The sequence below is a fragment of the Pedobacter sp. GW822-FHT03F06 genome (genome assembly GCF_058801365.1).
This window is the reverse complement of the sequence record NZ_JBXANE010000014.1, coordinates 112,843-128,175: the sequence shown is the minus strand read 5'-3', so window position 1 is coordinate 128,175 and position 15,333 is coordinate 112,843. Positions and strand designations below refer to the sequence as shown.

Annotated in this window: 8 protein-coding genes; all 8 read left to right on the top strand. The window is 40.3% G+C overall.

Annotation, left to right across the window (positions count from 1 at the left end; genetic code table 11):
* Nucleotides 1-112: 112 nt before the first annotated feature.
* Nucleotides 113-907, top strand: a complete 795-nt coding sequence (locus AC1RJ8_RS21585; RefSeq protein ID WP_492955606.1) for a rhamnogalacturonan acetylesterase — start codon at nucleotides 113-115, stop codon at nucleotides 905-907.
* Between the two features lie 95 nt (nucleotides 908-1,002).
* The gene (locus tag AC1RJ8_RS21580) at nucleotides 1,003-3,906 is read left to right on the top strand and encodes an exo-beta-1,4-galactosidase (protein ID WP_492955605.1); all 2,904 of its coding nucleotides are present in this window, start codon (nucleotides 1,003-1,005) and stop codon (nucleotides 3,904-3,906) included.
* An 18-nt stretch (nucleotides 3,907-3,924) separates the two neighbouring features.
* Nucleotides 3,925-5,052: a glycoside hydrolase family 88/105 protein gene (locus AC1RJ8_RS21575; RefSeq protein WP_492955604.1), complete on the top strand. Its 1,128-nt coding sequence runs from the start codon at nucleotides 3,925-3,927 to the stop codon at nucleotides 5,050-5,052.
* Nucleotides 5,053-5,057: 5 nt separating this feature from the next.
* Nucleotides 5,058-7,562 carry a glycosyl hydrolase 115 family protein gene (locus AC1RJ8_RS21570; protein WP_492955603.1) on the top strand — a complete coding sequence of 835 codons (2,505 nt, stop codon included), beginning with the start codon at nucleotides 5,058-5,060 and terminating at the stop codon, nucleotides 7,560-7,562.
* A gap of 2 nt (nucleotides 7,563-7,564) precedes the next feature.
* Complete coding sequence (locus tag AC1RJ8_RS21565) at nucleotides 7,565-10,018, top strand: glycoside hydrolase family 31 protein (RefSeq protein ID WP_492955602.1); 2,454 nt, start codon at nucleotides 7,565-7,567, stop codon at nucleotides 10,016-10,018.
* A gap of 593 nt (nucleotides 10,019-10,611) precedes the next feature.
* Entirely contained in the window at nucleotides 10,612-10,920 is a 309-nt protein-coding gene (rhaM, locus tag AC1RJ8_RS21560; RefSeq protein ID WP_055906177.1) for an L-rhamnose mutarotase, read from the top strand.
* Nucleotides 10,921-10,924: 4 nt separating this feature from the next.
* Nucleotides 10,925-13,696: a glycosyl hydrolase gene (locus AC1RJ8_RS21555; protein WP_492955601.1), complete on the top strand. Its 2,772-nt coding sequence runs from the start codon at nucleotides 10,925-10,927 to the stop codon at nucleotides 13,694-13,696.
* 64 nt (nucleotides 13,697-13,760) lie between these two features.
* On the top strand, nucleotides 13,761-15,014 hold the full coding sequence (locus AC1RJ8_RS21550; protein WP_492955600.1) for a glycoside hydrolase family 28 protein: 1,254 nt from the start codon (nucleotides 13,761-13,763) through the stop codon (nucleotides 15,012-15,014).
* The last annotated feature ends 319 nt before the right edge of the window (nucleotides 15,015-15,333 follow it).

The window sequence follows — 15,333 nt, the reverse complement described above, 5'->3', positions numbered from 1 at the left end:
TTTAGCTTCGCTGAGCCTTCAGGTTCTCGACTTCGTTGCCCTCCGCTCGAAATGACGATTCCAAAATAATCTGTTTAATCAAACCGCTAACGATAAATTTAATAAACTAAGCATGAAACCAATAACAACATATTTAAGCATTGTTCTCTTAACTGCTTTTATTGTTTTTTCTTCCTGTATCATCTTAAAACAGCAGGCGAAACCCACTTTATTCCTCATTGGCGATTCGACCGTTAAAAATGGAAAAGGCAAAGGCGACGGCGCTTTATGGGGCTGGGGAAGTTTTATCGGAAATTTATTTAATTCCGAGAAAATCAATCTCGAAAACGATGCACTTGGCGGTACCAGCAGTCGTACTTTTCAAACCAATGGCTTGTGGGATGGTGTTTTGGCAAAAGTGAAAAAAGGAGATTTCGTGATCATGCAGTTTGGTCATAATGATAGCAGCCCATTAGACGATACTTCCCGTGCCCGTGGTACCATAAAAGGCATCGGAACGGAAAGTAAAGAAATTTATAACCCGATTAAGAAAAAGCAAGAAGTGGTTTATACTTATGGCTGGTACCTGCGCAAATTCATCAGCGATATTAAAGCTAAAGGCGCAACAGCGATTATATGTTCACCGATTCCGCGCAATCCGGTTAAAGATAATGTTATAGTTTTAGCCAACGATAGTTATGCAGGTTGGGCCGAAGAAGTCGCAAAGGCCGAAAAAGTCGATTTTATTCCATTAAACCAGATCATTAAAGATAAATATGCCACTTTAAGCGCAACTGAAGTGAAGACCTTTTTTACCGAGAAAGACCATACGCATACTAACGAAGCAGGAGCGAAGTTAAATGCAGCAGCTGTTGTAGAAGGCCTGAAGAAATTAAAAAACAATAAACTGAATAGCTACCTGAAATAAACCAACGGGCAGGATACTACAGGATGCTTTCCTGCCAATATTATATTATTTTAACCGCCTAACCAAATACCAGCGGTGATAAACCGTCTAATTTTATGCATATACAGGTTAACCGAGTTTTCAAAGTGCTGATCGGCATTGCTTTTATATTTTTAAGCATCACGCAGATACATGCCCAAAGCATTTCGCTAGCTGGCAAATGGCGTTTCAAAATTGATGCTAAAGATGAAGGGGTTAAAGGAAAATGGTACTCAACCGTTCTTCCCGAATCCGTTAATTTGCCAGGCTCAATGGCCGAAAACTTAAAGGGCGATGACATTACCCTCAAAACAAAATGGACTGGAAGTATTTACGATAGCTCGTACTTTTTTCATCCCCGTTTGGAAAAATACCGTAAACCAGGTAACCTGAAAATACCTTTCTGGTTAACTCCCGCCAAACATTATACAGGCGCAGCATGGTATCAAAAAGATATCGAAATTCCTGCCAATTGGAAGGGTAAAAGACTGGTGTTATCTTTAGAATATCCCCATTCAGAAACAAAGGTTTGGATAGATGATATCGAAATTGGAACACAGTATACCTTTGTAGTTGCGCAAAATTTCGAACTCCCGGCAAATTTAAAAGCAGGAAAACATACGATAACGCTCTTAATAGACAATCGCATCAAGACCATAAACGTTGGGCAGGATTCACATAGTTTAACCGACCATACACAGGGAAACTGGAATGGCGTAGTTGGAAAAATGGAACTGGTGGCCGGCTCTCCCGTGTATTTTGAAGATATTCAGGTTTACCCTGATTTAAAGAACAAATCGGCCAAGGTTAAAATCCAGCTTAAAGCCAATGCTAAGCAATCCTCCACAGGAAAAATTACGCTTGCTGCTACAACTTTCAATACCAAAAATGCACTTCAGGTTAAGCCTGTAACCGCAGTTTATCAAATTACAAATGGTGACGGTGCTTTGGAAATCAATTTGCCAATGGGCGATAAAATAGCCACCTGGGATGAGTTCGATCCGGCGTTGTACCGTTTAACAGCTACTTTATTGTCGAAAGATGGCAAAAAAGACGAGAAAAAGCTACAATTCGGTATGCGTGAGTTTAAAGCTGTAGGCAGAACTTTTGAAATTAACGGCCGTCCGGTTTTTTTACGCGGAACCGTTAACAATTGCGAATTTCCGTTAACAGGTTATCCATCAATGGATGTTGCCGCATGGGGACGCATTTTTAAAATTTCAAAGGCTCACGGGTTAAACCACATGCGTTTTCATTCGTTTTGCCCCCCAGAAGCAGCTTTTATTGCTGCCGATCAGGTCGGTTTTTACCTTCAGCCAGAAGGACCAAGCTGGGCCAATCACGGTACATCTATCGGAGATGGAAAACCAATCGACCAGTTTATCTACGACGAAACCAATCGCATGGCTAAAAGCTATGGCAATTATGCATCCTTTTGCATGATGGCCTATGGCAACGAACCACGGGGGAAGCAAGTGGAGTACCTTACTAAATTCAATAATTATTGGAAAGCTAAAGATTCTAGAAGATTGTACACTGGGGCATCGGTTGGTGGCAGCTGGCCAGTTATTCAAAACAATGAATATATGGTGCGTGCAGGTGCCAGGGGTTTAGATTGGGGTAGAAAACCAGAAAGTATTTCTACCTATGCCAAACAGATCGAACAGTTTACCGTGCCTTTTGTAGCACATGAAATGGGGCAGTATTGTGCTTTCCCTAATTTCGATGAAATAAAAAAATATACAGGTGTTTATCGTGCGAAAAACTTCGAAATGTTTCAGGAAGATCTTAAAGACCACGATATGGCCGATCAAGGGCATGACTTTTTAATGGCTTCGGGTAAATTACAGGCCCTTTGTTATAAAAATGAAATCGAAAAAGCATTGAGAACGCCGAATTACAATGGTTACCAGTTATTGTCGCTAAATGATTACCCAGGACAGGGAACAGCACTTGTTGGTGTTTTAGATGCGTTTTGGGATGAAAAGGGTTATATCACAGCTAAAGAATTCAAGCGTTTTGCTAACAGTACAGTGCCTTTGCTAAAAGTTTCAAAATTTGTTTTTACGAATAACGAAACCTTAGCAGCTGCAGTAGAAGTGGCACATTTTGGAAAGGCACCAATTGAAAATGCAAAACTCTCTTGGACACTCAAAGATGACAGTGGCACAAATGTGGCAAAAGGCAGTTTCAGTCCTAAAACCTTAGCAGTTACCAATTGTATTACCATCGGAGAAATTAAATTTCCGTTAAATAATATTACAAAAGCAACAAAACTAAAACTGGAGATTACCATTGATGGAACTGAATTTGCCAACGATTGGAGTTTCTGGGTTTACCCTGCACAATTGCAACAGGTTAAAAGCAATGTGTATTACTGCACCAGTTTAGATGACAAAGCCCAATCCGTTTTGGCCGAGGGAGGCAATGTCTTTCTCAATGCAGCAGGCAAAGTAGTGAAAGGAAAAGAAGTGGTGCAAACTTTCCTACCTGTTTTTTGGAATACCTCGTGGTTCAAAATGCGCCCGCCACACACTTTAGGTATTTTATGTGATCCAAAACACGCCGCTTTTAATAATTTTCCGACCGATTTCCACAGCGATATGCAGTGGTGGGAAATCGTAAACAAATCGCAGGTAATGAACCTTGAAGATTTCCCTTCGGGATTTAAGCCAATTATTCAACCAATTGATACCTGGTTTTTGAATCGCCGTTTGGCACTGGTTTTCGAAGCAAAAGTAGGTAAGGGGAAATTAGTGGTTTCGAGTGCCAATCTATCACCTGATTTAAAAGATGCACCTGCCGCGCAGCAACTTTATTTCAGTTTACAGCAATATATGATGTCTGCCGGGTTTAATCCAAAATATGAAGTGGCTTTTAATACCGTGAAAGATATCTTCGAAAGCCCGTCGAAAATTCAGTTCGATACCTTTACAAAAGATAGTCCGGATGAGTTAAAAGTAAAACCAAAAACCAATTAAGATAAGCGAAATATCACCATGAAGAAATTTATATTCAGCGCTGCAATAATATTCAGTATATCTATCCAGCTACTTTTGGCACAGAAAATACCTAATAAAAAAGAGGTTTTAAAGGCATTAAAAGTAACAAATGCTTATTTTATGAATAAGTGGCCTGATGCCGGGAAATCGATTATAACCAACAGGGAGCGGCCAAGCAATATCTGGACAAGAGCCGTGTATTACGAAGGATTGATGAATCTTTATAAAATCCATCCTGAGAAAGAATATTACGATTATGCCGTTCAATGGGGTGAAAAACACAATTGGGGTTTAAGAAATGGCATCACAACAAAAAATGCTGATGATCAGGCCTGTGGGCAGACCTATATCGATCTTTATCTGATTGATAAACAACCAGAACGCATTAAAGACATTAAAGCTTCTATTGATCTGGTAATCAAATCAGGCAAGGTAAACGATTGGACATGGATTGATGCCATCCAAATGGGGATGCCGGTTTTTGCCAGACTGGGTAAATTATATAGCGATACCACTTACTACAATTACATGTACAAAATGTATATGCATTCCAAAAATACTGAAGGTGGTGGTTTGTACAATGCTAAAGATGGCCTTTGGTGGCGCGATAAAGATTTTGTACCCCCTTATAAAGAACCAAATGGCGAGGATTGTTATTGGTCTAGAGGAAACGGATGGGTAGTTGCTGCGCTGGTACGCGTATTAGAAATTATCCCTGAAAATGAAGCTCACCGCAATGAATATTTAAAAACCTATAACGAAATGATTAAAGCTTTGGTGCCGATTCAACGTGCTGACGGTTTCTGGAATGTAAGCTTACACGATGCGACACATTTTGGCGGTAAAGAAACTTCAGGTACTGCTTTGTTTGTATATGGTATGGCCTGGGGTGTAAATCAGGGTATTTTAGATAAAGCTACTTATCTGCCTGTCATCACCAAAGCATGGAACGCCATGACGAAAGATGCTGTTCAAAAAAATGGTTTTATCGGTTTTATGCAAGGGACAGGTAAGGAACCAAAAGATGGACAGCCCGTAAGTTATACCAGTGTACCTGATTTTGAAGATTATGGTTTGGGTTGTTTCTTATTGGCCGGAACTGAGGTTTACAAGCTTAAAAAATAATTAAGATGAATTTCAGAAATCTAGCTGGCTTATCGGTATTGATGTTATTATTATTCTTTCTGCCTAAACAAAATATGGCGCAAAGGATAGGCATTGCCGTTTCTGAAATTAATAGTATTTCATCTTTCCCCATTGTGGATAGAGGAAAAGCAGCCTCTATTTATATCGATGAAAAAGATGCAGAAGTTGTTGGTATCGCTGCCGAAGCGTTTAAAGACGATATTCACTTATTAACCGGAACAATGACTTCGGTTTTGAGAAATAATCCTGTTTTAAGTGCTTACCCCATCATTATTGGTACCATGGGGCATTCGCTTTACATAGATCAATTGGTTAAAACTGGAAAAGTAAACAGAGCCGCTTTATACGGCAAATGGGAAACCTTTTCTATTTCAGTGATTGAAAATCCTTTAAAAGGAGTAAAAAAAGCTTTGGTGATTGCCGGTAGCGATAGGCGGGGAACGGCTTTTGGTGTTTTTCAACTGTCGAGGATGCTTGGTGTATCTCCACTGAGCTGGTGGGCCGATGTGAAACCTGCAATAAAAAAATCGTTATACGTAAAAGCTGGTCAGCCTTTGGTAGAATCGCCTTCAGTTAAATACCGTGGTATTTTTATCAATGATGAAGATTGGGGAATCCAGCCCTGGGCAGCTAAAATGATGGATACCGATGTGAAAGATATCGGCCCAAAAACTTATACTAAAATATTCGAACTGCTACTCAGGCTAAAAGCTAACTACATCTGGCCGGGTATGCATCCTTCAACCAAAGCATTTTATCATTATGCCAATAATCCCGTAATGGCCGATAAATATGCCATTGTTTTAGGCTCAAGTCATTGTGAGCCCATGTTACGGAACAATGTTTTCGAATGGGCTGAAAATTTTGAGCACGAATACGGAAAAAAACCGGGTGAGTGGCGTTACGATCTGAATAAAAATGAAATTGAAAACTATTGGACCGACCGTGTAAAACAGGCAAAAAATTACGAATCGGTTTATACTGTGGGGATGCGCGGTATCCACGATGGCAGCATGCCAGGCCCGAAAGATAAAAATGAAAAAGTGAAATTGTTGGGTGAGGTAATTGCCGATCAACGAACTATTCTCAGTAAGAATATTACTAAACCAGTAAGTTCCATTCCGCAGATTTTTTGCCCTTACAAAGAGGTGCTTTCTTTGTATCAGGCTGGTTTAAAACTGCCTGATGATGTAACGATTGTTTGGGCTGATGATAACCATGGTTATATCCGTCAGCTTTCGAACCCTGAAGAGCAAAAACGCTCGGGTGGAAGCGGGGTGTATTACCATATTTCTTACTGGGGTGCGCCACAAGATTACCTCTGGCTTTCGTCTATTTCTCCATCGTTGATTTCTTATGAGTTAAGCAAAGCTTACCAGTATAAAGCCGACCGACTTTGGGTTGTAAATGTAGGCGATATTAAACCTGCAGAAATGGAAATGCAGTTTGCCATGGATTTGGCCTGGAATGTAAACCAGTGGAAACCCGAAAACGCAGATCAATATGCTGAAAGCTGGGCTTCAGAGACTTTCGGAGCTGAATTTGCAAAACCCATTGCCGAAATAAAAGCTGTTTATTACCGCTTGGCGCACGCTGCTAAGCCAGAGCATATGGCCAGTGTTAATTTTACCGATGCCCAGGCCGAAGAACGTTTGGCTGCATATCAAAAGATTTATGATCAGGCCAAAAGTTTAAATAATCAGATGCCAGCGCGCTTAAAAGATGCTTATTTTGAATTAATTTTATACCCGGTTGAAGGCGCCATGCTGATGAACCAGAAGATTTTATATGCAAAGAAAAGTCTGGTTTTAGCGGCAAACGGCGATCAATCGGCCTTAACTTATTCGAAAAAATCAAAAGCTGCTTTTGAGCAGATTCAGTTGATTACCAAAAAATACAATGAAGAAATTGCTGGTGGCAAATGGAACGGAATGATGAGCTGGAAGCCACGTGATTTAGCCGTTTTTAGAATGCCAAAAGTGGCCGATTCTGTAGCTGCGAAATCATCAGACATTAGCGCGAAATCTGAAAATAAGATTATTGTAGGTGCGGCTAAATATGCCGAGAAATCAGTGCCGAAGGGACTATCTTTACAAACCCTAAAAGGACTTGGTTTAGGTGGTGATGGTATTTCTCTTTATCCTTTTACTTTTAAGCCATTCGGGGAAACAGCGCTTCAAAATGCCGCCTTTACTATTTACGAAGTTGATTTCAAAACACAAGGCGAACACCAGATCGAAGTGAAATGTTTACCTACCCAGGGCGTTAATAATGGTATTAAAGTGCGTTATGCTGTTTCTGTAAATAACGACAAGCCGCAGGTAATTAATATTTCTCCGGCTTCAGAAAATAATATCTGGAAACAGAATGTGTTACAGGGTTACGCTTCAGGCATAACCAAACACGAGATTAATAAAACAGGTAAATCGACTGTGAAAATTTATATGCTCGATCCAGGCTTGGTAATTAACCAGTTGGAAATACAATAAATATGATGAAGAAATTTTTAGCTTTTGCCCTATCCTTAATTTTTATGCTTGTCATCGCCAGGGCGCAAAGTATTGGCGATTATAAATCTGGTTTTAAAAAAACGGGTAATACCATTTCATTTTTAACCACAAAGGGAGAAGTGAAATTGGAGTTCTGTACACCAGAAATTTTCAGGATCAGAACCAGCTGGAACGGAAAATTCGAAGCCAACGAAAACCTGATGGTGATTCATTACAACTGGGCTAATGTAGTGGTTAAAGTTTCTGATAAAAAGGATCATTTCTTGCTTGCCACCTCAAAATTGGTGGTTAAATTATACAAAGCCCCTTTCAGGATTGATGTTTTTGATGCCAAGGGTAAATTGCTGAGCAGCGAAGTGAATGGAGCGGTAGTTAAAGAAAATACACAGGTTGGGGTAAGCAAAAAACTGCAGGCCGACGAGCATTTCTTTGGTTTTGGCGAGCGCATGGATTTTATGGATCGCCGCTTTAAAAAAGTAACCTTAAATGTTGGGCGTGGTAAAGGTTTGCCGCACGCCATTGGCGCTTATAATATATTGGAAGCCAATTATTGTCCGGTTCCGTTTTTTATGAGTACAAAAGGTTATGGTATTTTCTTGCATAATTCTTTTGCTACCGAATGGGACATGGGCGCTTCTAAAAAAGATCAGTACAGTTTTAAAGCAGCTGATGGTGAATTGGATTATTATTTCATATATGGGCCAACTTTCCCGGCTATTTTAGATCATTATACAAATATTACTGGCAAATCGCCCATGTTGCCGCAGTTTGCCTTGGGCTTACATGCCGGTACATATAGTGGAGGTACATGGGGTTATGAGGCAAAAAGTTCCGATCATTATGTGGTTGAGCTTGCAAAGAAATACAGGTCGTTAGGTATCCCGGTTGATCTGCTTTGGTTAGATTCTACCTGGCGCTTATTCGGCGAAAATGGAGGTAAAGGTGCAACTTCTTTCGAATGGAGAGAAACCTTTAAAGATCCAAAATCGATGTTCGATAGCATTTACGCCTTGAATTATAAAATGGTTGGATTGCACCTGCGTCCACGGTTTGATAATGCCAAAAAATTAAACCTGTTAGATCAGGCCAGGGCGCAGGGCTATACTTATCCCGAAAACGGTAAACCCGGCGAATTTGTAAACTTTTTTGATGAAAAGGCAACGCAATGGTGGTGGGATAACGGCGTAATGCGCGTAGCAAAATTAGGTGCTAAATTTCTGAAAACGGATGAAGGTAGTGCGTTTGGATCTTTAGCCAACGAAAGTGAGAAGGTTGGCCCAACAGGGAAAGATGCAGAACGTTTGCACAATCTTTTTCCAATAGCTTATGCCAAAGCACCGTTTTTGGAGTTCGAAAAGTTTAATGGTTTTAGGGGATTAAATCAAACCAGAGAGGGTTATTCGGGCATTCAACGTTATCCGTATATTTTTGCAGGCGATTGGCCAAGCGAATGGCAATACTTTGCTCCGGTAATTAAAGCCGGACTAAATGTTGGTCTTTCGGGTGTAGGTTCCTGGGCACATTGTATGGGCGGTTTCGAGCATCAGGCAGATCCGGAGCTGTATATCCGTTGGGTCCAGTTTGGGATGTTCAGCCCGATTGCACTCGTTTTTGGAATGGATCACCCCGGTTATAAAGAACCCTGGAAATATGGTGATGACGCTTTACGTAATTTCAAGAAATACGATCTCTTGCGTTACCGTTTGTTCCCTTATATGTACACCAGTATGCATCAGCAATACGAAACCGGTTTGCCAATGATGAGGGCTTTGGTACTTAACCATCAGGATGACGAAAATGTATACGAAATTGGTGATCAGTATATGTTTGGAGATAACTTAATGGTTGCTCCGGTAACCACCAAAGGTGCCATTACCCGTTCGGTTTATCTACCAGAAGGTACCTGGTTTAACTATTGGACAAATGAAAAATACGAAGGTAAAAGTTATCACCATGTGGTAGCACCTTTGGATACCATTCCTTTATTTGTTAAGGCAGGAAGTATTATTCCGATGCAGCCAGAAATGGCCTACAGTGGTGAAAAACCTGTTGATGTGATTACGCTTGACGTTTTTCCTTATGGAACTTCTAAATGTGATATGTACGAAGACGATAATTTAAGTGCTGCCTACAAAACAGGAAACTTTGCGTTAACCAAGGTCACTTCCTCATTAACAGCGTCGACTTTAACGCTGAAAGTAACTAAACCAGCAGGTAGTTTTCAGTCTGCTAAGCATAAATATCTGGCTAAAATACATTGGACAGAAAAAGCTGATCCTACAACGGTTTCGGAGAATGGGCAAAAACTAAAAGTTTTAAAAACACCAGATCGTTTAGATAAAACTGAGGGCTGGTTTTATGATACCAAGAATAAAATATTATGGATTAAATCGGCCGGAGATAACAGTGCAGATTTGAGTTTTGTAGTGAATTAATGGTGGGGTAGTTCATCGGTCTGTGTCCTCACAGACCGAAACTGAACGATTTCAGTTTGAGTAAAAATAAATAATATTAGCGGTTCGTGCGGACACGAACCACGGCGAGGAGATCAATTGGATAAAACTGAAGGCTGGTTTTATGATATAAAAAATAGATACTTTGGATTAAATCAGCCGGAGATAACAGTGCAGATTTGAGTTTTGTAGTGAATTAATGGTGGGGTAGTTTTCCTCGGTCTGTGTCCTCACAGACCGAAACTGAACGATTTCAGTTTGAGTATAAAATAAATAATATTAGCGGTTCGTGGGGACACGAACCATGGCGGAAGCTTTGTAGTGAATTAATGGTGGGTTAGTTCCTCGGTCTGTGTCCTCACAGACCGAAACTGAACGATTTCAGTTTGAGTATAAAATAAATAATATTAGCGGTTCGTGCGGACACGAACCACGGCGAGGGAAGGACAATCTTTTTTTAATTATTTAACGTAAGGGTCTTCGACTACGCTCAGACTGACAAACATTTTGTTGAGATAATAGAGTATTAATGAGTACATATAAGTTTTAACCCGATTAAATAATAAAATGATCACATGAAAATTGCATTTAAGATGAAACTTAAACCCGGTTTTGAAACAGAATACAAAAAGCGTCATGATGAGATCTGGCCAGAACTATCCACTTTGTTAAAAGAAAATGGGATCAGCGATTATTCTATCTTTTTAGATGAAGAAACAAACACACTTTTCGCTGTGCAACAACAAAACGGAAGCTCCTCACAAGATTTGGGCAGCACCCAGATTGTGCAAAAATGGTGGGCATACATGGCCGATATTATGGAAACCAATGCCGATAATTCCCCAAAAACATTCCCTTTAGAAATGGTATTCCATTTAGATTAAACTTATGCAATTACAAAGATTCTGTTCTGTTCTGCTGTTAAGCACATTAGCTTTTAGTTTGGCTAAAGCACAAAAGCCTGTTAAAAATACAGGCAATTGGCCTGTTATCGAAAAGCAGATGAAACCCTGGACCCGCTGGTGGTGGATGGGAAATGCTGTAGACGAACAGAACTTGAACCTGGTTTTAAAAAAATACGCAGATGCTGGTCTTGGCGGTGTAGAAATTACGCCAATTTATGGTGCTAAGGGCTTTGAAAAGCAATATTTACAGTTTTTATCGCCAGAGTGGATGAATATACTACACTACACGATAAATAAAGCCAATACTTTAGGCTTGGGTGTAGATATGAACACTGGCACAGGATGGCCATTTGGCGGTCCGCAGATTAAACCAGAGCATGCAGCAACCAAACTGATTACCCAGCAATACACGCTCAAAGGTGGCGAGAAGTTGACTGAAGCCGTTAAGGTTAAAGAAGCCAAACAGGATTTCGCGCAGTTACAGGCTTTAACCGCATATGGTAATAATGGTGAGGTGCTCAACCTGCTTTCTAAAGTTCAGACTGATGGATTTTTAAATTGGTCGCCTGGAAGCGGCAGCTGGGATATTTATGCTGCTTTTGCAGGTAAAACCAGACAAATGGTTAAACGTGCAGCACCTGGCGGCGAAGGTTTTACTTTGGATCACCTCGATAAAAATGCAGTAGATGTTTATCTTAAAAGATTTTCGGACGCTTTTGGAGGTAAACCCCAAGGTGTTCGCTCGTTTTTTAATGATAGTTATGAAGTTTATGGCGCAACATGGACGCCAACTTTTTTTCAGGAATTTAAGAAAAACAGGGGCTATGATCTGGCCACTCATATTAAAGAATTAACCGGTAAAGATTCTACGAATGCAAATATTGCCCGTTTAAAATCTGATTACCGCGAAACCATGGATGAACTTTTGCTCCATAATTTTACGCAAAACTGGAGTAATTGGGCACATCAGCTTAAATCGGTGACCAAAAACCAGTCGCATGGTTCGCCAGGCAATCTGCTCGATCTTTATGGAGCGGTTGATATTCCTGAAACGGAAACCTTTGGTTCGAGTTATTTCCCGATTCCAGGCCTTAGGCGCGATGCAGGAGATATCCGTAACGTAGATCCCGATCCGATAATGAGCAAATTTGCATCATCTGCAGCACATACAGGTGGCAAAAAACTGGTGTCTTCCGAAACGTTTACCTGGCTAACCGAGCATTTTAAAACATCGTTTTCGCAATGTAAACCAGAAGCAGAACAGTTGTTTCTGGCAGGCATAAACCATATTTTTTATCACGGCACCACCAATTCGCCAGCAAATGTATCCTGGCCGGGATGGCTGTTTTATGCCTCGGTAGAAATGAATCCGAACAACAGTTTATGGCCGCAGGCTCAGGGATTGAATAATTACATCGCCCGTTGTCAATCTATTCTTCAATCAGGAAAGTCAGACAACGAACTTTTAATCTACTGGCCAATATATGATGTATGGAACAAGGCTAAAGGTTTAGATATGGCCTTAAAAGTACATGATGTTGACGAGTGGTTACATCCAACGGCTTTTTATAAATTATCGAAAGCGCTTTCCAAATCGGGTTACTCTTTTGATTTTGCATCCGATCGACTGTTAAAACAATCAACGGTTAACAAGGCATTGATCAGTACTAACGCGACTGCTGCGCCGTACAAGGTGTTGATTGTTCCGCAATGCGAAATGATGCGCCCGGAAACGCTGGATCAAATGATTAAATTGGCCGGTAACGGAGCGAAAGTCATTTTTCAGGCATTACCTAAAGATGTTCCGGGTTTAAACAACCTGGAAACCCGCAGGGCACAGCTAAAGGCTGCCTTGGCTAAATTGATTTTTACGGATGGCGCAGAGGGTATTAAACAGTTTAAAATTGGCGCTGGAATAATTTTATTGGCTAACGATGTGCAAAAAGCATTAAATGCAACTGGCATTAACAGAGAAACTCTAACCGATTCAGGCCTTCAGTTTATCAGGAGAAAAACAACAACTGGCAAATATTATTATCTGGTTAACCACACGGCTAAAGACATTGATGCCGAACTTTCTTTAAACGAAAGGGGCCAGGTTTTAATCATGGATCCGCAAAGCTCAAATGTGGGGTTGGCGGCAGTACGCGATAAAAAAGTTCGTGTACAGCTTAAATCTGGAGAGAGTTTGTTTTTAAAGGTTGATCAGAATGGAACAAGCAGCTCGCCTTGGGTTTATTTAAACAAAGCTGCGCATTCGATCAATCTTAACCAGCCATGGAATTTACATTTTACCGAAGGCGGACCTGAGCTTCCTGCAGATCAGCAGTTAGCTAAACTGGTAAGCTGGACTACTTTGAGCAATCCTAAACTTCAAGCATTTTCTGGTACGGGTGTTTATACCTCAAGTTTTAACTTGAGTTCAAAAACGGCTAAAGAGTATGTTTTAAATCTGAATGAGGTAGATGAGAGTGCGCGTGTATGGATCAACGGGCAGGAGGTTGGTATTTTATGGAGTATCCCTTTTCAGGCCCGTATTGGCAAATATTTAAAAGCTGGCCATAATAGCATCAAAATAGAAGTGGTTAATTTGATGGCGAACCGCATCCGTGATATGGATATCAAAAAAATCCAGTGGCGGAATTACCATGAAATCAATTTCGTAAATATTAACTATAAGGATTTTGATGCATCAAACTGGAATGTAATGCCTTCAGGCTTAATTGGCCCGGTAAGCATCACAGCTTTTAATTAATCGTATACCGTCTTTCCCGCGCAGTCGGAAATCTTAAAGCTTTGCACCACATATGCATTTTATCATGAAAAAACTCATTATACTCGCTTTGTTTACGGCCATTGGAATAAATGCCATTGCCCAAAATTATATCATTACAAAATTTGGTGTTGGTGCCGATAGCACGAAACTGAATACCAAAGCCATTCAAAGTGTAATAGACAAGGCTTATCAAAAAGGAGGAGGAACGATCGTAATCCCTAAAGGTGTTTATCTTAGCGGAGCACTCTTTTTTAAACCTAAAACGAAACTGCTACTGCAAGAAGGTGCTGTGCTTAAAGGATCTGATAACATAAAAGATTACCCTTTTATCCCATCGCGTATGGAAGGGAGGAGCCTTAAATACTTTGCTGCATTAATTAATGCAACAAAAGTTGATGGTTTTAGTATTTCAGGCCCAGGCACTATTGATGGAAATGGCCTCAAATTCTGGAGAACATTTTGGGTACATCGCGATTCGCTTAAAAAATTAGGAAGGGAATCTACAAACCTGGAGGTGAGCCGTCCGCGGTTACTTTTTATCTGGGGATGCAATAATGTGAATATTAAAGGGGTAAAATTGCGCAATTCTGGATTCTGGACAACCCATTTGTATCAATCTAATGATGTATTAATTGAGAATTGCGATATCCGTTCGCCATTTAGGCCTGTAAAAGCACCCAGCACTGATGGTATAGACATTGATTTTTGTAAAAAAGTAACGATCAGGAATTGTTATATCTCGGTAAATGACGATGCCATTTGCATTAAAGGCGGGAAAGGCCCTGATGCACAGAAACGCCCAGAAAATGGTATTGTTGAGGATATTTTAATAGAAAATTGTACCATTGGCGAAGCACATGCTACTTTAACCATGGGAAGCGAGTGTATTCATGCACGCAATATTACCATGCGAAATTGTAAGGTAGAAAATAACTGCCCGATTTTAAAAATGAAAATGCGTGGAGATACTTTTCAGCTTTACGAAAATATAACGGTAGAAAACATTACAGGAAAATGCGGCGCTATTATCGACTTAAATCCCTGGAAACAGTTTTTCGATTTGGCAGGCAGCACTGCAAAACCATTTGGTACTATCAGAAACATCAAGATCTCAAACATTAAAGTAGAAGCAACAAAATTTGGCGAAATGGATGGAAACCCTGAAGATAAGGTATCTGGTTTTCTTTTTAAAGATTTGGAAGTAACTACAAAAACACCTTTTTTGAAAAACAGCTACCAGGATGTTAAAATTGAGAACGTAATGGTAAACGGAGCACCATTGGTCGTTAAACCTTAATCCAACACTTATTCTTAAGTTAATGATATTGGGCTTTTAGGTCAAACGATTGGGGTGACAGATTGCAAAGAACGGTCGTCATTCCCGCGCAGACGGGAACCACGAAGTGCTCAGTGAAGCTAATCTTAATGCAACAAATAAACCTAGCTAAAACATTAAGATTCTTCATCCTCGGTCTGTGTCCTCACAGAACGAAAAAATAATATTTGGTGGTCTGTGGAGACGCAAACCACGGCAACTTTCATTGCTCGCGCTCGTTTCCAAACGAGTGCGTAAATAACATTACGATTATGTCGTTGTAAACGATTGTTTATTTAAC

Excerpts from the sequence above, each read along its gene's own strand:
- AC1RJ8_RS21555 (WP_492955601.1), top strand. The coding sequence starts at position 10,925 with ATGCAATTACAAAGATTCTGTTCTGTTCTGCTGTTAAGCACATTAGCT.
- AC1RJ8_RS21585 (WP_492955606.1), top strand. The coding sequence starts at position 113 with ATGAAACCAATAACAACATATTTAAGCATTGTTCTCTTAACTGCTTTT.
- AC1RJ8_RS21575 (WP_492955604.1), top strand. The coding sequence starts at position 3,925 with ATGAAGAAATTTATATTCAGCGCTGCAATAATATTCAGTATATCTATC.
- AC1RJ8_RS21565 (WP_492955602.1), top strand. The coding sequence starts at position 7,565 with ATGATGAAGAAATTTTTAGCTTTTGCCCTATCCTTAATTTTTATGCTT.
- rhaM (WP_055906177.1), top strand. The coding sequence starts at position 10,612 with ATGAAAATTGCATTTAAGATGAAACTTAAACCCGGTTTTGAAACAGAA.
- AC1RJ8_RS21580 (WP_492955605.1), top strand. The coding sequence starts at position 1,003 with ATGCATATACAGGTTAACCGAGTTTTCAAAGTGCTGATCGGCATTGCT.
- AC1RJ8_RS21550 (WP_492955600.1), top strand. The coding sequence starts at position 13,761 with ATGAAAAAACTCATTATACTCGCTTTGTTTACGGCCATTGGAATAAAT.
- AC1RJ8_RS21570 (WP_492955603.1), top strand. The coding sequence starts at position 5,058 with ATGAATTTCAGAAATCTAGCTGGCTTATCGGTATTGATGTTATTATTA.